Here is a 20,652-nt window from a genome sequence, read left to right on the forward strand (position 1 = left end):
AATGATAGAAAGGACAATGAAAACATGTTAGTATCAATGAAAGCAATCCTTGATGATGCAAATAGAAATTATTACGGTGTTATGGCCATGAACAGCATTAATATTGAAATGGCCAGAGCAGGAATTATGGCGGCAGAGGAAGAGCATTCCCCCATCATCATACAGTTTGGACCGGGGCAGATGAAAAATCATGCTCATGCGGAAGAAATGATTCCGGTAATAAGGGAGCTTGCAGAAAGAGTCCATGTACCGGTTGCTTTAAACCTTGACCATGGTTCTGATTTCTACATAATTACAGACTGCATCAACCGGGGATTTACAAATGTCATGTATGACGGCTCTTCCCTGCCATATGAGGAAAACATAAAGCGCACGGCCATCATCACTGCCCTGGCTCACGGCAAGGGCTGCTCTGTGGAAGGAGAGCTTGGACATGTGGGTCAGGCTGCCCAGGAAGAGGATGCCCATACGGATTTGTATACGGATCCTGACCTGGCCATGGAGTTTGTGGAAAAGACAGGCATCGATGCCCTGGCTGTTGCAATTGGTACGGCCCACGGAGCTTATCCCAAGGGCAAGATACCCAAGCTGGATTTTGATCGTCTCCACCAGTTAAAGGAGACTTTAAACATACCTTTGGTGCTTCACGGAGGCTCCGGCTCAGGAGAAGAGAATTTAAAAAAGGCTGTGGCAGGAGGAATCAACAAGATCAATGTGTGCACTGATGCCTTTGAAGCAGGCAAACAGGCCATGTTAAAAGAGCTGGATAAGAATCCTGAAACCGATTATATGCATCTTTGTATGGCAGCAGAAGCAGGAATCAAACAGTTTGTAAAGGATTACATGAAAGTGATCGGTTCCAGCGGCAGATATATTTACGGAGAAACAAAACAGGTAGGAAATGAATAATTCTTAAAGGATAGGAGTGTTCACTTGAAGGATGATAAGAACGCATTATATAACAACAAAATATTGCAGTGCCTGATAAGCGGGGAAATTTATACCATGCTGCAGCTTGCTGATAATGTGGGACTATCTGAGAAAACTGTGAGGACCCGGATCAAGCAGCTTGATGAATGGCTGGAGGCAGAGGAAATCGGAAAAATAGAAAAGCGGCAGGGGAAAGGGATCTGGCTGGAGATAGGAGACCGGCAGAAAAAGATTCTGGAAGGCCGTCTGGAACAGAGGGAAGACCCTGCCGGGGATCTGGATAACCGGAATAAACAGCTTATGGGCAAGCTTCTCAAGATGAAGCCAAAGGATGTGGCGACTCTGCAGCAGCTTGCGGACAGTCTTTACTTAAGCCCTCCTACCGTCAGCAACCTGCTGAAAAATATATCAGGGTGGTTTGAGGAACGGAATATCAGAATAAAAGCCGTAAGGAACAAAGGAATATGCCTGGAAGGCAAAGAGTACAGCTTCCGGATTGCAATTAAGGATTATATGCTGGAAATGCTGCCGGAAGTTATGGAAGCCCTGTTTGGCACTTATGCGCCGGGAGTGGATGCGGCCCGTATCCGGCGCATCATCGTGGAAGCGGAAAATGCCTGGAGGATCGAGCTTGCAGACAATTCCTTTAAAATGGTCTGGATCATGACATGCCTGTCCGTTGCCCGCAAAAGCCTGGCCCATGAGCTTCTTTCCGGCAATATGCAGGAGGAAGATATACAGCGCTACAATGAATATTCCTTTGCCGAATCCATTTACCAGAGGATCGGCAGGGAATACCAGGTTGATTTATCGGAAGACGATACCATCCTTCTGGCAATGCTGCTGCTTTCTGCCAAAAAACTGAAAAGCTTTACCGATATCAATCATGAAGATTATGCCATGCAGTATGACAGGAACTTAAAGGACTTTGTAAAACTTGTGATAGAAACCATTGATTCTGTGCTGGATACCGATCTTTCTGAAGACCGGCTGCTGTATGAAGGGCTGCTGATCCATATGAGGTCGGCCATATTCCGCATGAAATATTCCACTGTCACAGGAGACAGCATCAGCAAGTATGTGAAGAGCGAGTATAAGCAGACCTTTCTGGCGGCCTGGTCCACCAGCAGCTTATTTGAGGAATATTACGACGTACAGGTGACGGAAGATGAATTAGCCGGGATCGCACTTTACATCCAGGCTGCTATGATCCGCAGAAAGAAGGGGAAGCCCCTTACGGCTTTGCTGATCAGCCAGAGGGGCATGGCAGCCTGCCAGCTTTCTGTTGAGATGATCAAATACAGTATACCTGAGATCACGGATATTCAGGTGGTCAGCCGCCATGATTTTAAGCTGTCCCTTTATCCGGAAACAGATATCATTATTAACGGGGCCGGCCTGGATCTGGAAGATGCCAGGATGGTTACAGTGGAAGACCGCATAAGCGAAAAGGAAATTGATGTGATACGCCGGAAAGCAGTCCAGGTTTCCAGGCTGAGGAACAGGCCGGATTTCCGGTTCAGCAGCCTGTGCCACCAGTTGTTTGAAGTGGATTTGATCCTGGTCAGGCCTCAGGTCCGGGATAAAGACCAGCTGATCACCATGATGGTGAAGAGACTGGAAGAAAAGGGAGATGTGACCCCAAATTATCTGAAAAGCGTTTTTGACAGGGAAAGGGCCACGACCACAAGCATAGGAAGAGGGATTGCCATTCCCCATGGTAATATGATGATGGAGGTGAATGAATCCAGAATTGTAGTGGCTATTTTAGATAAGCCGGTCAAGTGGCATGAGGATATGGTGGATACCGTATTCCTGCTTGCAGTAAAAATGACATCAAAATTTGAGATAAAAAGGACCAAGCAGTTTTATAAAGATTTTCTGCTGCTGACAGAGGATGATGACAACATGGAGGCAATGAAGCACATGGAATCAGCTCTGGAGGTCTATCAATATTTTATCAAGTAAGGGGAGAAACAAGATGGCAGTAAAAGAGATTCTGGATAAAAATGTTATTGATTTAAACATGAAGGCATGCAATAAGGATGAGGTGATCCGCCATCTGGCGGGCCTTCTGAAAAAGGCGGGATACGTGGAAGACCTGGAAGGCTACATCAAGGATGTATATTTACGGGAAGAAGAAGGAATCACAGGGATCGGAGGCCATGTTGCAATTCCCCATGGAAAGTCGGACTTTGTGGATAAGGTAGGGATTGCAGTGGGGAGAACAGAAAGGATGGTGGAATGGGAGTCTTATGACGAGGAGCCTGTGGACTTGTTCTTCCTGTTTGCAGTGCCCTCTGACAGCGAGGCAGCAAAAGACCATCTGCGATTGATTGCGGAGCTGGCGGGCAAGCTTGGAAATGAGGCTACAATGGCAAAACTGCAGGCTGCTTCCACCTATGAGGAATTATTGGAGGCATTTTCATGAGATATATAAATTTTGATCAAGACAAAAAATATGATTTGATCTTGCTTGGAAGGATCGCCATTGACTTCAATCCCCTGGATTATTACAAAACTCTTGCCGAAAGTGAGACCTACAGGAAATACGTGGGAGGTTCTCCGGCCAACATTGCAGTGGGACTTTCCAGGCTGGGAAAACAATGCGGGTTTTTTGCAAGGGTGTCTGATGACCGTTTCGGAGAATTTGCAGTGGATTATTTCAGGAAAGAGGGAATCGACACATCCCATATCAGGACATGTGAAAACGGGGAGAGTCTGGGGCTTACTTTTACGGAAATTTTAAGTCATGAGAAAAGCAGCATACTGATGTACCGCAACGGCATTGCAGACCTGTCTTTATCACCGGAGGATATTGAGGAAGCCTATCTCGTACAGGCAAAGGCAATCCTTATCTCAGGTACGGCCCTTGCGGCAAGTCCCTCCAGGGAGGCAGCCCTTAAGGCGGTTGCTTTGGCTAAAAAGAACGGAATCAAAGTTATATTTGACATAGATTACCGCCCCTACAACTGGAAGAACCAGGATGAGATTGGGGTATATTACAGCACCGTTGCAAGAGACAGCAGCATTATCCTTGGCTCCAGGGAGGAATATGATTTAACGGAGCAATTCCTGGGACTGGACGGAAGTGACAGTTCTTCCGCCGGATACTGGTGCGGCACACAGGCGTCCATTGTTGTCATCAAGCATGGGAAGGAAGGGTCTACAGCATATACAAAGGACGGCAAATCCTACTCCATCCGTCCCTTCCCGGTCAATGCCCTAAAGGGATTCGGCGGAGGAGACGGATATGCCTCCGGCTTTCTCTACGGACTTTTTGAAGGCATGGAGATCATGGATTGTCTGGAACTGGGATCTGCTTCCGCTTCCATGCTGGTTGCTTCCCATGGATGCAGCCCTGACATGCCTTCCATAGAAGCGCTGAAGCAGTTTATAAAGGAAAAAAAGGAACAGTACGGTGAAATGATTGCCAGATCGGAGGCTTGATCATGGAAATGAGAGAAATAGGAAAATCAGGAATCAGCACCAATGGTTTTGCCCTGGGCTGCTGGGCCATCGGAGGAGGGGAATGGTGGGGGAGCAATGACGATGAAATGTCAGTAAAAACCATTCTAAGAGGTCTGGAACTGGGAATCAACTGGATCGATACGGCCAGGGTTTACGGCTTTGGGCACAGCGAAGAGGTAATAGGGCAGGCATTAAAACAGACGGACCGCAGCCGTGTCATCCTTTCCACCAAATGCGGCCTCCAGTGGTATGATGACGGGGGAGAGGTTCATACCACAAAGGAAGGCCATACCATACGCAGGGATTTGTCCCCCAGGGCCATACGGAGAGATCTGGAACTGAGCCTGAAAACTCTGGGAACAGACTACATCGATATCTATTACACACACTGGCAATGCAAAACCTACGGCATGGTTCCGGTGGCAGAAACCATGGGAGAGCTTTTGAAGATGAAGAAGGAGGGGAAGATCCGGGCCATCGGCGCCTCCAACGTGGATACGGCTGTTCTTAAAGATTATGAGGCGGCAGGCGGGCTGGATGCTATTCAGGAAAAGTTCAGCATCCTGGACCGAAAGGCTGAGCCAGAACTGCTTCCCTTCTGCGAAGAAAGGGGAATCACCCTGCAGACCTATTCCCCCATTGAGCAGGGGCTTCTTGCAGGGAAGGTTTCCGACGATTACATACCGAAAAAGGGAGATGTGAGGGAAGGAAAGGTGTGGTGGAGGCCGGAAAATATCAGGACAGCTAATGAGATGCTGGCAGGCTGGAAGGATCTGACCGACAAATACGGGTGTACCTTTGCAAACCTCTGCATCAAATGGAATTCCATGGCTTCCCCCAATATCAACGTGCTTTGCGGAGCCAGAAAGCTGTCCCAGATCGAGGATACCGCAAAATCCATGGACATTCCCTTATCTGAGGAAGATTTTCTCCGGATGAGAAGGGATGCGGATGAAGCCATAAGAAAACAAATATAGATGACAAAACAGACGGAAAGGAATATAAGTAAATGAAAATCGCATTATTAAATGAATTCAGCCAGGCACCTAAGAACGGAATCATATTAAAAGAATTAAAATCCACGGCAGAGCCGCTGGGTCATCAGGTGTACAATGTGGCCATGGAAAAACCTCTCTCAGACCAGGATGTGCCGGAGGCTTATACAAAGGAAAATCCAAGGCTTACTTATCTGCATTTGGGAATCCAGGCAGCACTTCTCTTAAACTCAGGGGCAGTTGATTTTGTAATCACCGGCTGCGGAACCGGACAGGGAGCCCTGATGTCCCTGAACATGTATCCGGGAGTTGTGTGCGGCTATTGCATTGAACCTACGGATGCCTATCTGTTTTTGCAGATCAATAACGGAAACGCCCTGTCCCTTCCCTTTGCAAAGGGCTTTGGCTGGGGAGGAGAGCTGAACTTAAACAATATTTTTGCCAGGGCCTTTGGTTCGCCCAAAGGAATGGGATATCCGGAGGGAAGGAAAGAGGCACAGAACAGGAATGCAAACCTTCTTTTTGAGGTCAAAAACCAGGTGGCTAAACCATTGCTGGAAGCCTTAAAAGCCCTTGATCCCCAACTGGTAAAGGAATGCATGATCCCAAGGTTTCTGGACTGCTTTTATGAAGGGTGCATTGATGAGGAAATCAGAGCTTTTGTAGACCAGGCGGCTGCATCTGCAAATAATGCAGAATAAACAGAAAATTCTTATCCATTGTGATTCCGGAGATATTGGTGTAAAATCCATATAGGAGCAAATACTGATATCATTTAAAGGAGACCATTATGGGAAAGAGAGATGCGTTTTCAATGCGGCATCCTGGAATCATAGGGGAAAGAAAATTCAGGCAGTATGCAGTGTTGATTCCTATGGTCCTTATTTCAGGAGTCACTTATCTGGTATTTGAAAAAAGATCAGGAAATTTAAGACACCAGCCGGGGGAAATCTGCTTTCCAGGGGGAAAGCTGGAACCGGGAGAAACCCTGCAGGAATGTGCAGTGAGGGAGACGGTAGAAGAACTTAAGGTCAGCCCGGACCAGATTGAGGTCCTTGGACCGGGGGATATCTATGTGTCTCCCTTTAATTTAATGATTCATCCCTTTATCGGCTTTATAAGGGATTATGAGGATACCTTCAGCACCGATGAAGTGGCTGAAATTATAAAAATCCCCCTTTCCTATTTCTTCTCCCAATCTCCGGAAAAGTATGTCAGCAGGCTGGTTTCCCAGCCTCAGGAAGACTTTCCCTATGATTGGATACCTGGAGGAGAAAAATATCCATGGGTAAAAGGTACCTATGATATTTTATTTTACAGGTATGAAGGTTGGATTTTGTGGGGGATGACAGCACTGATGGCAAAATCGGCTGTGAATCTGATCAGTGAATATGATTTGGATTCAGAACCGGATCAGAATTTTTAGAAACGTGTGAAATAGCTGGATTCCAGTCAAAGGGAACGTTGCAAAACAGATAAAAAGTCATCTGTGGAGCAGCGTTCCTTTTTTTGCAACGCCCTCTTTATTCCTGAGCCCCAGCTTTAGCGGCGGCTCAAGTGTTGGGCAATCTGGTTAAGCCTGGGAAGGCAGTGATCAAAGAACATCCGGTAGGATTCACAGAAATAATTTAAGTGAACCTCTTCCCCTGACATGATCCGGTGGCGGAAGCATCCGCCTCTGCATAAGCGAAAGAAGGAGCAGGACCGGCACTGGCTGTCAGGAAGTTTATCATCTGCCAGAAATCCGATTTTCATCCTGGCTTCATCAATTTCCTTAAACCCGGCATTGTTTAAATTCCCCAGCTTATAATCATCCAGTACAAAGAAGTCACAGGGATAGACCTCCCCGTCTGATTCAATGACATACTGAATGCTGCAAAACCCATTCATATCGCATGATTCGGCTCTTCCTGTCAAAAGGAGAGAAATATAATTATAAAACTGACGGATAAAGACTTCCCTTCCGTTTTTGAAATCTTCAAACCATAAGTCAAACAGGTCGCACAGAAACTGTCCGTACATCTTTGGTGTAAGAGAGTATTCCATTTCCCCGGATTTTTCGCCAAAAGGGTCGAGACAGGGAATGAACTGAAGATACTGGAAGCCCATTTTCCTGTAATACTGGTAAATCTTCTGAATAGCAGGGGCCGTTTTCCGGTTTACCACCGTAAGAATGTTATAATCCACCTGATACTGGTTAAACAGGTCAATGGTCTTCATAATGTTTAAAAATGTGCCTTCCCCTGCTCCGTTTTTCCGGAAAGCATCATGGGTATGGATGGTACCATCCACCGAAACACCGATCAAAAAACGCTCTCTGGCAAAAAAACGGGCCCATTCCGGGTCCAGGTTATAGCCGTTGGTCTGGAGGGCAAAGTGCAGTTCCATATTTTTATGGTTGTATTCCTTTGCCAGCTGCACGGCCCGTTCAAAGAAGGGGAGGCCGATTAACGTAGGCTCCCCTCCCTGAAAGGCTATGGTGCAGGAGGTGTCTCCGTAATCCAAAGCCTTTGCTATGACGTTTTCTAAGGTTTCTTCCGACATAAACCCAAAAGAAGCCTGCTCCCGCTTTTCAATAATATCGTGATAAAAGCAGTAATGACAGTTCATATTGCACATGCCGGAAGAAGGCTTGATTAAAAGATTGACTGGAGGCATGGCTAATTCCTTTCATTGGTAAGTGTGTGGGTGGCTCTGCTTTCGTATTCTCTCGGTGAAATTCCCGTAACCTTTTTAAATACCTTGCTGAAATAGTAGGGGTTATCAAATCCAAGCCGGTCGGATATTTCGTACATCAGATATTGGTGGGTGTCAATCAGCTCCTTTGCGTGCTGGATTTTCACCTGGGCGATGTAGTCGGAAAGTGTGATTCCGGTCAGCTTTTTAAAGGTATTGCTCAAATGTCCGGAACTGATATTTAAGGCTTCCGCAACATCCGTAAGGGTCAGCTTTTCCGTGTAATGTTCATTGATATAAGCTCTGGACATGTCCACCAGCTTGTCGGAGCGGGTGGATTTCCGGTCTTTCAAAAGACGGCATAATTTTTCACAGAAGCTGTGAAGCCATTCCAGAATGTCCTCCAGGCTGTTAAAGTGGTTTAACTGGTCGGCGATGTTTATGGTATAAGGGAAGATTTCCTCATAGCTGTCATCCCCTGTTTCAAAAAAAGAGTACAGGTAAGTGTAGACATTGATACAGGCACTGGTAGCCTGTTCCTTGCTGGGCTTGTTGTCCCGGAATAAAGTGATGATTTCTTCAAAAATAGCAGCCAGCTTTTCACTGTCATTCTGGCTGATAAAAGCAGCCAAATCTTTTTTAAATACATTGATATTAAACTTTTTGGCCTGGCTGAAATGAAGAGTCTGGCCTTCGTAGAAGATGACCCTTGATGAAGAATCAAAGTAATAATATTCCAGGGAAGTGGAGGCTTCCGCCAAAGCTTCGGTAAGCTCTGCCACCTCTTTTTTCAAGCTGCTGACTCCATAGACTGCAGACAGCTCAAAATAAGTCTTTAAGGCCACGCTCATTTTTTGGCAGAAATCCCTGACAGCCTCCTGGAAACCAGCCTCCCCTTTTGAGGAGTCTTTTAATGAGGCAGTCAGCAAAAAGGTGTCCTGGCGGTATTCCAGCACAGTGTGGTGAAAGAAGCACCTGCCTGCAATTCCGCCCAGAATATCCATCAGCTGCTTGCTGACAGAAGGCAGATCGTAACGCTCTCCGCTGGTATCGAAATTTACATAAATAGGAGCCAGGGAAAACATAATGAGGAAAGGAAACGGATATTGTTCTGCCACCTCTTTTGGAACTTCCTCTATTTCCCCGGTTTGAAAGAAAAGCTGCCGGAAGGCGGTCTTTGCCGGGCCTTCCTGGCTGTATTTCATACCGCTGCCGTAAAGCTGGTTCTTTTTGTGGACCAGCAGCTCGGAGGCTTCCTTTGCCCTGTTTAATGCGGCTATCAGAGCTTCTTCGTTTAAATCAATTTTCACCAGGTAATCGGAGGCCCCCAGAGAGAGGGCCTTTTTTACCAGATGGAATTCTTCTAAATTAGTCAGTACGATAAATGCAAAGTTCAAGTCATCAGCCTTGCATTTTTCCACCAGCTCCAGTCCGCTTAACACAGGCATCCGGATATCCGTAATAACAATATCAGGATTCAGTTCCTTGATCATTTCATAGGCAGCAGGGCCGTTGGTGGCCTTTCCGATAATGGTACAGTCATAGTCCTCCCATGAGATCAGGGAGGCAATCCCGGCCAGAATCAGCGGTTCGTCGTCAATAATAATAATTCGGTACATGCAATAAATTCCCCTCTAAAAACCCTTTTCTTAAAATTCAAGAGGAAGGGCAATGGTAATCATAGTATACTGGTCCAGCTCACTTTCAATGGTGAGCCCGTAATCATCCCCATAGACCAGCTTCAGTCTCCGGTCTACGTTTGGAAGACCGATTCCGCTCATATTGCTTCTTGTCACCCGGGAAGTATCGGTTAAAAGCTTTTCCATATTTTCAGGAGATATGCCGATGCCGTTGTCCTTGACGGTCAGATAAAGCACGCCGTTTTCAGCAAAAACATGAATCTCGATGAGCCCGTTTCTTCCGCTGGGCTCAATTCCGCTGAAGATGGCATTTTCTACAATGGGCTGAAGGGTCAGCTTTACAATCTTGGCATCATACAGCTTTTCCTCGTCAACCTGGGTGGTTACATCAAAGAGTTCAATATACCTGATTTTTTCTATAATAACATAATTCTGGAGAAAATCCAATTCCTGACGGAGAGTCACCTTTTCATTAAAGCCCTTTGCCATGTTTTTAAGCAAAGAGGAAAGGGCGGTTACAACCTGGACAATGCCGCTGTTTTTCTGCATAATGGCAATCCATTTGATGGAATCCAGGGTGTTGTAGAGAAAGTGCGGGTTGATCTGGGCCTGAAGCATTTTGATTTCAAGGTCCTTCTTTTCCTTCTCGCTCTGGACTCTGGTTTCCAAAAGGCCGGATATCCGGTTGGACATCTGATTGATCTGTTTTCCAATGCTGCCGATCTCATCGTCTGTTTCAATGGTCTGGTCCGACTCGAAGTTTCCCAGAGAAATAAATTGCAGCCGTTTTTTCAACCGACCGATAGGCGCACTTAACTGCCTGGATATGAACCAGGACAGGGTCAGTCCTATGGTGATGCAGAAAAAGAATATGAGGAAAATCGTGCCTCTGATCACGCCGTGATCCAGATTCAAGCTGGATAAGGGAAGAATCTGAAAGAAAATCAGGCCGCTGATCGACTGTTTCTGGTAGGAGATGATGCAGTCCTTCCCATCCAAATTCGTGCGGAAGCTGCCGCCGGTTTCTTTGGTGCCTTTTAAGGTTTCCATTAAGCCGGAAACATCAAAGGAGTCCCCGTTGACGGAAGAAATGATCGTTCCGTCTGAGGTTGCCGCATAAAGAATCTGACTTTTCCCCATACTTTCCATTGTATCGGAAAACAGACGGGGAGAAATGGCTATAAAAACCCATGCATCCTCCGGATTCCTGACTGAGGCATATTTTAAAGGCCTTAACAGTGGAAGAAGCTTGGGTGTGTTGTATTTTGTGACGGAAAAAGGGTTGTCCTCCAGAGAGAGAAGATACTGGGTGTTTTGTTTGGAAAGCAGATCGTAAAACCAGGGAGCACTGGTAATTTCATTGACATCGTTGTGGGAACCGTATGCAAATCCAGCCTGCAGAATCACACCGTTATTATATAATGCGATTTTGTAAATGTATTTGCTGTAGCCTGAAATTGCGCACAGGTCTTTCAGCACATCGGAGGCATATACGCTGATATAAGATAATTCGCCGTTTTCCGACCGTTTGATGGCCGGAGCGGAAAACAGTGATTTTCTTTCCGCGCAGGTGACAATGATATTGACCATTTCTTCATAAGCCACCTCCATCCGGTCGGATAGAATCTGGATCTGGCTGAGGGAATTTTCAGTTTCATTTTGAACTGCATCCCTGTAGTAGGAATGGTAGTTATAAAAGCTGACGGCGCAGGCAATGCTTATGACGACCAGCAGATTATATAAGAGCAGCTTGTATTGAAAGGTGCGGGGCATGGTCAGAATTCCTTTCTTTCCTTAATGTAATCCTATCATATCTTTTCTTCAGCAGAAATTCAATGAAATCAAAATGAATCTTAAATAAATATAAAAATCTGAATAAAGTATATTTTTTTTATAAGTATAAACAGTATGGGTCGAAAAAAATAATAGAATTATGCAAATCGTTCATTTAGATTAGAATAGAATTCTGGTAACATTGCATTATAACGAACACATGGTTATGTGTTTCTTACAAAAAAGGGAGGTTTTAGTATTATGAGGTTAAAACGGATTTTAGCTATCACATTAGCAGCCGGAATGGCAATGACATCTTTAACTGCATGCGGCGGCGGAAAAACAGCAGAAACTACTGCAGCAGACCAGACAACAGCAGCTGGGAAAACCGAAGAAACAACAGCAGGGGGTTCAGGAGAGAAGAAAGTTCTTTCTGTTACAACCTGGGATAATGACACATCACCACAGTTCCAGGCAGTGATTGATGCTTATACAGAAGCAAATCCTGACGTGGAAATCAAGATCATTGATACATCAGCAGATGAGTACAACAACTCTCTGGGAATCAGCTTATCCGCAGCACAGCCTGACCCGGATATCATCTGGGTAAAGGATATGGGTTCCATGCTTCAGATGGCAGACAAGAAACAGCTTCTTCCTCTGGATGATTTTATGAAAACCGACAATTTTGACTTATCCGTATACAACGGTGCAGCAGAACAGCTTCAGTACAACGGAGTGACCTACGGTCTTCCTTACCGTTCTGACTGGTACGTTTTATACTATAACAAAGACCTTTTCGATGCAGCAGGAGTAGAATATCCTTCCAATGATATGACATGGGAAGAGTACTATGACCTTGCAGCTAAGATGACTTCCGGAGAAGGAAGCGCTAAAGTATACGGAGCTCACAACCACACCTGGCAGGCACTTGTTACCAACTGGGCTGTTCAGGATGGAAAGCACACCGTTGTTGACAAGGATTACTCCTTTGTAAAGCCATGGTATGAGGCAGCCGTTAAGCTTCAGGATGATGGAGTTATCCAGGATTATTCCACATTAAAGACTGCAAATATTCACTATTCTTCTGTATTTAAAAATCAGCAGGCAGCTATGATGCCTATGGGTACCTGGTTCATCGCAACTATGATCCAGTCTCGTGCAGCTGATGAAACTTCCTTTAACTGGGGTGTTGCAAGAATTCCTCATCCGGCTGACACAGAAGCAGGATACACCGTAGGTGCTCTTACACCAATCGGAATCAGTGCTTATACTGATGAGCCTGAATTATCCTGGGATTTTGTAAAGTTCGCTTCCAGCGAAGAAGCTGCAAACATTCTGGCACAGCAGGGCGTATTTACCGGAATCCAGACAGAGGAATCCTTAAAGACCATAGCATCAGCAGAATTCTTCCCAGAGGGAGAAGAGAATGTAGAAGCGCTGTCTTATACACACTACTCATTTGACCGTCCTTTAGATCCTCAGATCGAAGAAATTCGTAAGGTGCTTGATGAAGTTCACGAAATGATCATGATCAAGCAGTACAGCATTGATGATGGAATCAAAGAACTGAACGAACGTGTAGCAGAGATCAAAGGCTGGTAATTATTACAGTCTGGAGAGCGCCTGTTTAATCAACTGAACAAGGCGCTCTTTTTGTATCATAGGAAAGTGCGTCCTATGATACAAAAACACTCCGTGAGGATCGCACTGCGGCGGAACGGAAGATGCTGCTGGTGCAGCCCGCCGCAGGCGGAGAATCCCGTTTCGGGATTCTCCCTTATAAGCAAACAGGTGAAAAGGAGGTAAATCCTGCATGAAAGAAAATAAAAAAGGATTGACATCACGTCAGAGAAAGGCTATCCGAAGTAACCTGATAGGTTATTCCTTTATTCTGCCAAACTTAATCGGATATGCCATATTTGTTTTTATCCCGGTGATTTTCTCATTCGTTTTAAGCTTTATGAAGTGGGATGGTTCCCAGGCTCCCATGGAGTTTGTAGGTTTTAAGAACTTCCAGCAGATTTTCGGAGATAAAATATTTGTCCAGTCATTTTTCCATACCATTCAGTATGCACTGCTTACAGTACTGCCCACATTAGTACTGGCACTTTTGCTGGCAGTTCTCTTGAATAACAAGTTAAAGGGAATCGCCATTTTCCGTACGGCTTTGTATTTCCCTTACATTGCTTCCATCGTAGCAGTGGGTGCGGTGTGGAATATGCTGTTCCAGCCTGATTTCGGCCCCATCAATGAATTCCTGAAATTTATCGGGATTTCCAAGCCCCCCAGGTGGGTGGTTGATGTAAAATGGGCTATGGTAGCTATTTCCGTGGTCAGCGTATGGAAATATATGGGATACTATATGATCGTGTATCTGGCAGCCCTTCAGGGAATCTCCGGTTCACTTTATGAGGCGGCAGGCATGGATGGAGCCAATGGATGGCAGAAGCTTTGGTATATCACAGTTCCCATGCTGACTCCCACCACATTTTTCGTGCTCATTATGCTGACCATTCAGTGCTTTAAAGTATTTGATCTGGTTTACGTCATGACAGGCGGAGGACCGGGAAATGCCACAAAGACACTGGTCAATTACATTTATGAAAAGGCATTTACAAGCTGGCAGTTAGGCCCGGCAAGTGCGGGAGCCATTATTTTGTTTGCTGTTGTATTAGTGATTACCCTGGTACAGTTTGCAGGTGAAAAAAAGTGGTCCAAAGATATGATGTAGGGAGGAATGGCGATGACAACAAAATCAAAGAATTTAAGAGTGTTGCTGTATATTGGATTGATTGCCTTATCCCTTTTTATGCTGGTTCCTTTTTACTGGATGGTGATCTCTTCTTTAAAACTGAATAAAGACGTATTCTCCATTCCTATGAAATGGTGGCCTGATACTCTGCATTGGGAGAACTATAAGACGATCTGGGCAAAGCTGCCTCTGGTAACATTCTTCTTTAATACGGCAAAGCTGGCGGTTGTTACTACAATTATTCAGCTTGCTACCAGCTGTTTTGCTGCTTATGGTTTTACAAAAACCCGTTTTAAGGGCAGGGATTTAATCTTCCTTATGTACGTTACCACCATAGCAGTGCCCTGGCAGGTTTATATGATTCCCCAGTTCATTCTGGTTTCCAAGATGGGTCTTAACGATACACACCTTGGACTGATCCTGATGCAGGCGTTTTCCGCTTTTGGTGTGTTTCTGATCCGCCAGTTTTATATCAGTATTCCAGATGAGCTGTGTGAAGCGGCCAGAATTGACGGTTTAAATGAATACGGAATTTTTGCCAGGGTGGTATTCCCTCTCGGAAAGCCGGCTATGGCAACTCTGACCATATTTACCTTTACCAACGTATGGAATGACTTTATGGGTCCATTGATTTATTTAAAGACAAAAGAACTGAAGACCATTCAGCTGGGAATCCGTATGTTCATATCCCAGTTCGGAGCGGACTATGCCTGGATCATGGCGGCTTCCGTATGCTCCCTGATTCCGGTAGTCATCGTATTTTTATCATGCCAGAAGTTCTTCGTAGAGGGCGTTGCTGCCAGCGGAATCAAGGGTTAAGCAGACTGGAGAAAGGAGAAGAGGAATGAAGACAAATTTGTTATACGTTTTTGCGGATCAGTGGCGGGCACATGCGGCAGGATACCAGAATATGGATCAGGTGGTAACTCCCAACATTGATTCCTTTGCAGAGGAAAGCATGCGTTTTACCAATGCATACAGTACATTTCCTCTATGCTCTCCCCACAGGGCTTCCCTGATGACCGGGAAATATCCGTTCCAGGTGGGAATGTGGACCAACTGCAAGGTAGGCCTGGAAGAAAAGATCATGTTAAAGCCCCAGGAAACCTGCATCGGCAATGTACTGAAAGATGGAGGCTTTGAAACCGGATACATCGGCAAATGGCATCTGGATGCTTCAGAGTGCAATTTCACTTCCAATCCTGCCTCCGGTGCAAAGGACTGGGATGCTTATACGCCGCCGGGAGAGAGAAGACAGGGCTTTGACTACTGGCTGTCCTACGGCGCCGATGACGAGCATCTGGACCCTCACTACTGGCAGGATGATGAAAAACAGATCAGGCCGGGAAAATGGTCTGCTGAGTTTGAAACCGACAAAGCCCTGGAATATATGGAACATAAGGCAAAAGAAGAGCAGCCCTTTGCTTTATTCCTGTCCTATAATCCACCCCATCTTCCTTATGAACTGGTTCCTGACCGGTATTATGAGAAATTTAAGGACTTGGAAATCCATTACCGGGACAATGTGCCGGAGGAAATGCGGGAAAAGGGCGGTCTTTTAGAAACCCGGACCAGACAGTATTTTGCTGCAATTTACGGCATTGATGAACAGTTTGGAAGAATCCTTCAGTTTTTAAAAGACAATCACATGGAAGAAAACACCTTGGTGGTCTTATCTGCGGATCATGGAGAAATGCTGGGTTCTCACGGCCTGATGAGTAAAAACATCTGGTATGAAGAATCCATTCATATCCCCCTTATGATGCGCCAGAAGGGAAAGATCAAACCGGGAGACAATGATGCCATCTTTGCCAGCCCCGATCACATGCCCACTCTTTTGGAGCTGCTGGACCTTCCCATACGGGATACCTGTGAGGGCTACAGCCATGCAGGCGGAATGTTCGGACTTGATGAAAACCAGCCTCAGGATATGCTTATCTGTTCCTATCCGGGATCAGCGGACATGGTTAAGGCGTTTTCCCATCAGGGCCTGACTCATAAAGCATATGGGTGGCGGGGAATTAAAGATAAGCGCTATACTTATGTCATAACTAATGGCTATGCTCCGGGAGAGCCTCAAAGGGAATTTCTCTACGACAGCAAAGAAGACCCCTATGAGAAAAATCCCAGACTGGTGGAACCGAACTGTGAGAGTGAAGAAATTTTGGCATACCGTTTAAAGCTGAAAGAGTATTTATCCCGGACAGGCGATCCTTTTTTATGGAACCGGTAAATCAATTCAAATAGACCCCGTATTTTACCATCGGCATTTTTGCCGGTGGTATTTTTCTTCTGTGGTTTTTATGTAATAAACTGGACAGATTTTTTTCCCGCATATATAATAATGTTAAAATTATCCGTAGTTTCCTGATGTTATTTTTATAAAATGTACAATCGTGTACGGGGAGGGAAGATGAAAACATTTCATTACACAATAAGAGAACCATATGGAATTCATGCAAGACCGGCAGTCATGCTGGCCGGAGAGAGCCGGAAATATAACTGTAAAATTACAGTTTCCTTTGAGGGGCAGACGACCGATGCTTCGGATATGATAGCAGTAATGGGATTGAATATACAATTTGGTGATGAAATAATTATGGAGTTTACCGGTATTGAAGAAGAGGTGGCTTATAACGGGGTGAAGGATTTTTTGCTTAACAGCCAGATTTTTTAACTCAGGCCGTTGTTTGCCACCAACATATCAGATGAGAGAACGAAGGAGTCTCAAGCGTACAGTGTACGGTTGCGGCTTCTTTTTTATACCCATAAGATGCTCTGCCTAAAAAATATAAAGAATCCGTAGAAAACTGGGAAAGTCGATGTAAAAAAGTTTAGAGATTGAAAAATAATTAACAATATGTTCAATTGGACTGCCATTAATTAAAGGGTTGTTGTGCTAAATATACAAAAAGTAAAAACCGGATTATCTCATTTGGCTGATGTATTATGATCAAAATATCTTTACAATAAAGTCATAGATTCGAATCCATAGAAAAAAGGTTCAGGAGGTAGCGCAAATGGATATTTCCGTCAATGAAATTAAAGAGATATTGGATTGGATGTCTTCTTACGGGAAAAACGAAGCAGGGGGTATGACCAGGCTTCTGTATTCCAAAAGCTGGCTTGAGGTGCAGATGGCTCTGAAAGAAAAATTCGAGGAGATCGGCATGGAAGCCAGGTTTGACGAAGTAGGAAATTTATATGGAAGGCTGGTGGGAACGGAACCGGAATCCGGTACAGTTGCCACAGGCTCTCATGTAGACACGGTAGTCAATGGAGGGAACTTAGACGGCCAGCTTGGAATCTTCGGGGGATACTTAGCGGTGAAAAGCCTGCTGGAAACCTATGGAAGGCCGAAAAAGAACCTTGAGGTCATTTCCATGGCAGAAGAGGAAGGAAGCAGATTCCCCTATGTTTTCTGGGGAAGCAAAAACCTGTTTGGTTTAGCTAAGAAGGAAGACGTTGAGAACATCACGGATTCAGAAGGAATCAAATTCGTGGATGCCATGCGCGGATGCGGATTTGACTTTAAAAAGGATACAGACACTTCCATCAGTGATGTGAAGGCGTTTGTAGAGCTTCACATAGAACAGGGAAATACCCTTGAGATGGAAGGCAAATCCGTAGGAGTCATCACAGGTATTGTAGGGCAGAGAAGATATAACATCACCTTAAAAGGCGAAGCCAATCATGCCGGAACCACCCTTATGAAATACAGAAAGGATGTCATTCAGGTATTCGCTGAAATTGTCACTGAGTCCCTGAAGAAAGCAAGAGCCATAGGAGATCCGCTGGTATTGACTTTTGGGAAAATTGAGGTAAAGCCCAATACCGTAAATGTAGTTCCGGGAGAAGCTTTGTTTACCATGGACTGCCGCCATACGGATAAGGAGCTTTTAAAAAGCGTTACAAGTGAGCTGGAAGAAGATATGAAGCAGATTGCAGGCAAATATGGGGTGGAAATTGAAATTGACCTGTGGATGGATGAACAGCCTGTTCCCATGGATGAAGAAATGATCCGCCTGATCGAAGATGTATGCAGGGAAAAAGGACTGAACTACCGGATGATGCACAGCGGTGCAGGCCACGACTCCCAGATCATAGCACCAAGGATTCCCACAGGCATGCTTTTTGTCCCAAGCATCAAAGGAATCAGCCATAATCCTGCAGAGAGAACAGAACTGTCTGACTTAAAGCAGGGAATAGAAGCCTTAAAAGCATCTCTGTATGAATTATCTTATAAATAAGAAAAGAGGACACTATGGGAGATCAGAGTATAACAAAACAATTACCGGAGAATTATTGGAAGACAGTAGTATTTACTTTTTGTTTAGGCTGGGTGGTTATCTGGATTTACCGTTCTATGCTGTCACCGATTTATACAGAAATCCAGGGGACCGTAGGCTCTCAGTCAAATACGGCAATGGGCTTGATCGCAAGCTGCTATTTCTTTGGATACACGTCCTTGCAGATACCGTCCGGATTTTTGGTGGACCGGTTTGGACAGAAGAGGGTTCTCATACCAGGCTTTCTTATTTTTGCTTTAGGAGCCTTCAGCATTGCCATGTCAAAGTCACTTAATACGATTTACCTGGGAAGCGTATGTGCAGGAATCGGATGCGGAACTTATTACGGCGCTGCATTTTCCCTGACAGCCGAACACGTGCCTCCGGCGAAAAAAGGAATCTCAACAGCCATTGTTAACAGCGGTTCTGCTCTGGGATTGATTTTCGGAATGACAGGTTCCAGTTTTATTGTTAAGACATTAAAGATGCCATGGCAGACAATGGTAACAATCTCAGCCAGCCTTATTGTACTGTTGGTTATCTGGTTTGCCATTGCCATTAAAGACAGGGGAAAACACCATACGGCTCCCAAGAAAGCCAGCGTAAAGGCGGATGACGGGAATTTGGAAACAGAGAAAAAGTCTTCCCTCCTTTCCCTTAACATGATTTCCTGCTACATATTGTATTTTTCTACCTGCTATGCTTATTATCTGATTGTAACCTGGCTTCCTAAATTCCTGGAGGCAGAGAGAGGAATTGCAGGCGGAAAGATCGGCCTTGTGGTTTCCATGATATCTGTTACAGCCGTACCGGGCGCACTGTTTTTTGCAGGACTTTCTGATAAGTTCAGAGGAAAAAAAGCGCTGATCATCATTGGCCTGGAGTTATCTGCTTTCGTGCTGGTGGCATCCTCCATGTTAATGCCAAACGCATTATCCCTGACCTTCATTTTGCTGCTCTACGGCTTCCTGGGCAAGATGGCAGTTGACCCTGTCTTAATCTCCTATGTATCAGATAAAGCCAGCAAAAAGAATATGGCAACAACCCTGGGAATGTTCAACTTTTTCGGAATGTCCTCATCCATTATTGCCCCGGCGTTTACAGGCTTCATTATGGATAAAACCGGGTCAGGTGAAGTGGGATTTTATGTCGGAGCAATGCTGCTGATTCTGGGAACAATCCTGTTTTTAGTCTTTAATGCAAGGACATTTTTCAGCAAAACAAAATAATAGAAGAATAAAGGAGAATGAATTATGAGCTATATCAATCAGGTAACCGGATATAGGAATGATATTTTATCAAGCCGTTCCATCGTACAAAGAGGAAACTTTGCGTTAATAGAGCCGGATGGTCTGGTAAAGAATGTGATTCCGGGATTTGAACAATGTGCAGTAACCATTTTATCTTCCCCTAAGATGGGAGCTTCTTTTGTGGACTATCTTGTGACAATGGAACAGGGCGGCGGCAATCCAAATGGATTCGGCGGGGAAGGCATTGAAGTCTTCCTTTATATCCTGGAGGGCAAGGTAAAGGTTAAGAATGAGGACAAGGAAGCAGAACTGACAGACGGCGGATACATTTTTTCTCCGGATGGCAATAAGGTAAGCTTCGTCAATACGGGAGATACACCGGCAAAGGCATTCTTATATAAGAGACGCTACAACAGGATTGAAGGTCATGAAGCCTATACAGTCTGCGGCAATATAGGGGATGTTCCCTTTACCCCTTATGAGGGAATGGAAGACGTAGGCGTGAAAGACTTCCTGCCGTCAGCATCTGACATTGGATTTGATATGAATTTCCATATCTTAAGCTTTAAGCCCGGGGCCTGCCACGGTTATATTGAAACCCATTTCCAGGAGCATGGAGCCTACATCTATTCAGGCGAAGGCGTATATAATCTGGACAATAACTGGATTCCAGTGAAAAAGGGCGACTATCTGTTTATGGGCGCTTACAGCTTACAGGCGGCTTATGGCGTGGGACGGGAAGAAGACTTTGCCTATGTATATTCAAAAGATTGCAACAGAGATGCTGAGATATAAAGAAGTGCAGGGAATCAATTAAAAATATTCAAAGAAAGGCAGCCGCGGGATGTGGCAGTACCCCAGGAACGGCCTGGG

General features: G+C 45.1%; 18 protein-coding genes. 15 read left to right on the plus strand and 3 right to left on the minus strand.

Annotated elements, in window-relative coordinates:
• Positions 1–24: 24 nt before the first annotated feature.
• From V7M78_RS16870 to V7M78_RS16900, 7 genes are all read left to right on the plus strand, one after another.
• Complete coding sequence (locus tag V7M78_RS16870; RefSeq protein WP_333651534.1) at positions 25–909, plus strand: class II fructose-bisphosphate aldolase; 885 nt, start codon at positions 25–27, stop codon at positions 907–909.
• Positions 910–933: 24 nt separating this feature from the next.
• Complete coding sequence (locus tag V7M78_RS16875) at positions 934–2,898, plus strand: BglG family transcription antiterminator (protein WP_333651535.1); 1,965 nt, start codon at positions 934–936, stop codon at positions 2,896–2,898.
• 13 nt (positions 2,899–2,911) lie between these two features.
• Positions 2,912–3,361 (plus strand): PTS sugar transporter subunit IIA, encoded by a 450-nt coding sequence (locus V7M78_RS16880; protein ID WP_333651536.1) that lies wholly within the window; start codon positions 2,912–2,914, stop codon positions 3,359–3,361.
• Positions 3,358–4,380: a 5-dehydro-2-deoxygluconokinase gene (iolC, locus tag V7M78_RS16885; RefSeq protein ID WP_333651537.1), complete on the plus strand. Its 1,023-nt coding sequence runs from the start codon at positions 3,358–3,360 to the stop codon at positions 4,378–4,380. Before V7M78_RS16880 ends, iolC begins: the two co-directional genes overlap by 4 nt.
• A 2-nt stretch (positions 4,381–4,382) precedes the next feature.
• Positions 4,383–5,378, plus strand: a complete 996-nt coding sequence (locus V7M78_RS16890; RefSeq protein ID WP_333651538.1) for an aldo/keto reductase — start codon at positions 4,383–4,385, stop codon at positions 5,376–5,378.
• Between the two features lie 32 nt (positions 5,379–5,410).
• Complete coding sequence (locus V7M78_RS16895) at positions 5,411–6,097, plus strand: RpiB/LacA/LacB family sugar-phosphate isomerase (protein ID WP_333651539.1); 687 nt, start codon at positions 5,411–5,413, stop codon at positions 6,095–6,097.
• A gap of 89 nt (positions 6,098–6,186) precedes the next feature.
• The gene (locus V7M78_RS16900) at positions 6,187–6,822 is read left to right on the plus strand and encodes an NUDIX hydrolase (protein ID WP_333651540.1); all 636 of its coding nucleotides are present in this window, start codon (positions 6,187–6,189) and stop codon (positions 6,820–6,822) included.
• Between the two features lie 116 nt (positions 6,823–6,938).
• On the opposite strand, the gene V7M78_RS16905 is transcribed toward V7M78_RS16900, so the two are convergent.
• From V7M78_RS16905 to V7M78_RS16915, 3 genes are read right to left on the minus strand one after another with little or no spacing between them, the layout of a single operon-like run.
• Entirely contained in the window at positions 6,939–8,054 is a 1,116-nt protein-coding gene (locus tag V7M78_RS16905; RefSeq protein ID WP_333651541.1) for an anaerobic sulfatase maturase, read from the minus strand.
• A gap of 2 nt (positions 8,055–8,056) precedes the next feature.
• The gene (locus V7M78_RS16910; RefSeq protein WP_333651542.1) at positions 8,057–9,691 is read right to left on the minus strand and encodes a response regulator; all 1,635 of its coding nucleotides are present in this window, start codon (positions 9,689–9,691) and stop codon (positions 8,057–8,059) included.
• A 30-nt stretch (positions 9,692–9,721) separates the two neighbouring features.
• Positions 9,722–11,485 carry a sensor histidine kinase gene (locus V7M78_RS16915; RefSeq protein WP_333651543.1) on the minus strand — a complete coding sequence of 588 codons (1,764 nt, stop codon included), beginning with the start codon at positions 11,483–11,485 and terminating at the stop codon, positions 9,722–9,724.
• Positions 11,486–11,746: 261 nt separating this feature from the next.
• Between V7M78_RS16915 and V7M78_RS16920 the strand changes: the two genes are divergently transcribed.
• The 8 genes from V7M78_RS16920 to allE all read left to right on the plus strand — a co-directional run bounded on the left by V7M78_RS16920 (position 11,747) and on the right by allE (position 20,574).
• Complete coding sequence (locus V7M78_RS16920; protein ID WP_333651544.1) at positions 11,747–13,090, plus strand: ABC transporter substrate-binding protein; 1,344 nt, start codon at positions 11,747–11,749, stop codon at positions 13,088–13,090.
• A 211-nt stretch (positions 13,091–13,301) separates the two neighbouring features.
• Positions 13,302–14,219: a carbohydrate ABC transporter permease gene (locus V7M78_RS16925; RefSeq protein ID WP_333651545.1), complete on the plus strand. Its 918-nt coding sequence runs from the start codon at positions 13,302–13,304 to the stop codon at positions 14,217–14,219.
• 12 nt (positions 14,220–14,231) lie between these two features.
• The gene (locus V7M78_RS16930) at positions 14,232–15,059 is read left to right on the plus strand and encodes a carbohydrate ABC transporter permease (RefSeq protein ID WP_333651546.1); all 828 of its coding nucleotides are present in this window, start codon (positions 14,232–14,234) and stop codon (positions 15,057–15,059) included.
• 25 nt (positions 15,060–15,084) lie between these two features.
• On the plus strand, positions 15,085–16,473 hold the full coding sequence (locus V7M78_RS16935) for a sulfatase family protein (RefSeq protein ID WP_333651547.1): 1,389 nt from the start codon (positions 15,085–15,087) through the stop codon (positions 16,471–16,473).
• 180 nt (positions 16,474–16,653) lie between these two features.
• Positions 16,654–16,917 (plus strand): HPr family phosphocarrier protein, encoded by a 264-nt coding sequence (locus V7M78_RS16940; RefSeq protein WP_333651548.1) that lies wholly within the window; start codon positions 16,654–16,656, stop codon positions 16,915–16,917.
• A gap of 343 nt (positions 16,918–17,260) precedes the next feature.
• Positions 17,261–18,490, plus strand: a complete 1,230-nt coding sequence (gene allC / locus V7M78_RS16945; protein WP_333651549.1) for an allantoate deiminase — start codon at positions 17,261–17,263, stop codon at positions 18,488–18,490.
• A gap of 14 nt (positions 18,491–18,504) precedes the next feature.
• Positions 18,505–19,758, plus strand: coding sequence for an MFS transporter (locus V7M78_RS16950; protein WP_333651550.1), 1,254 nt, complete (start codon positions 18,505–18,507; stop codon positions 19,756–19,758).
• Between the two features lie 24 nt (positions 19,759–19,782).
• A complete protein-coding gene (gene allE, locus V7M78_RS16955) occupies positions 19,783–20,574 on the plus strand; it encodes a (S)-ureidoglycine aminohydrolase (RefSeq protein WP_333651551.1) in 792 nt (263 codons plus the stop codon).
• Positions 20,575–20,652 lie beyond the last annotated feature (78 nt).

Source organism: Lacrimispora sp., from assembly GCF_036758025.1.
Classification (GTDB): Bacteria; Bacillota; Clostridia; order Lachnospirales; family Lachnospiraceae; genus Lacrimispora.

What these genes read in the sequence shown, in the direction of transcription:
- V7M78_RS16895 (WP_333651539.1), top strand. Translation starts at nt 5,411, where the DNA reads ATGAAAATCGCATTATTAAATGAATTCAGCCAGGCACCTAAGAACGGA.
- V7M78_RS16880 (WP_333651536.1), top strand. Translation starts at nt 2,912, where the DNA reads ATGGCAGTAAAAGAGATTCTGGATAAAAATGTTATTGATTTAAACATG.
- V7M78_RS16915 (WP_333651543.1), bottom strand. Translation starts at nt 11,485, where the DNA reads ATGCCCCGCACCTTTCAATACAAGCTGCTCTTATATAATCTGCTGGTC.
- V7M78_RS16930 (WP_333651546.1), top strand. Translation starts at nt 14,232, where the DNA reads ATGACAACAAAATCAAAGAATTTAAGAGTGTTGCTGTATATTGGATTG.
- iolC (WP_333651537.1), top strand. Translation starts at nt 3,358, where the DNA reads ATGAGATATATAAATTTTGATCAAGACAAAAAATATGATTTGATCTTG.
- allE (WP_333651551.1), top strand. Translation starts at nt 19,783, where the DNA reads ATGAGCTATATCAATCAGGTAACCGGATATAGGAATGATATTTTATCA.
- V7M78_RS16910 (WP_333651542.1), bottom strand. Translation starts at nt 9,691, where the DNA reads ATGTACCGAATTATTATTATTGACGACGAACCGCTGATTCTGGCCGGG.
- V7M78_RS16900 (WP_333651540.1), top strand. Translation starts at nt 6,187, where the DNA reads ATGGGAAAGAGAGATGCGTTTTCAATGCGGCATCCTGGAATCATAGGG.
- V7M78_RS16870 (WP_333651534.1), top strand. Translation starts at nt 25, where the DNA reads ATGTTAGTATCAATGAAAGCAATCCTTGATGATGCAAATAGAAATTAT.
- allC (WP_333651549.1), top strand. Translation starts at nt 17,261, where the DNA reads ATGGATATTTCCGTCAATGAAATTAAAGAGATATTGGATTGGATGTCT.
- V7M78_RS16935 (WP_333651547.1), top strand. Translation starts at nt 15,085, where the DNA reads ATGAAGACAAATTTGTTATACGTTTTTGCGGATCAGTGGCGGGCACAT.
- V7M78_RS16890 (WP_333651538.1), top strand. Translation starts at nt 4,383, where the DNA reads ATGGAAATGAGAGAAATAGGAAAATCAGGAATCAGCACCAATGGTTTT.
- V7M78_RS16940 (WP_333651548.1), top strand. Translation starts at nt 16,654, where the DNA reads ATGAAAACATTTCATTACACAATAAGAGAACCATATGGAATTCATGCA.
- V7M78_RS16925 (WP_333651545.1), top strand. Translation starts at nt 13,302, where the DNA reads ATGAAAGAAAATAAAAAAGGATTGACATCACGTCAGAGAAAGGCTATC.
- V7M78_RS16920 (WP_333651544.1), top strand. Translation starts at nt 11,747, where the DNA reads ATGAGGTTAAAACGGATTTTAGCTATCACATTAGCAGCCGGAATGGCA.
- V7M78_RS16905 (WP_333651541.1), bottom strand. Translation starts at nt 8,054, where the DNA reads ATGCCTCCAGTCAATCTTTTAATCAAGCCTTCTTCCGGCATGTGCAAT.
- V7M78_RS16950 (WP_333651550.1), top strand. Translation starts at nt 18,505, where the DNA reads ATGGGAGATCAGAGTATAACAAAACAATTACCGGAGAATTATTGGAAG.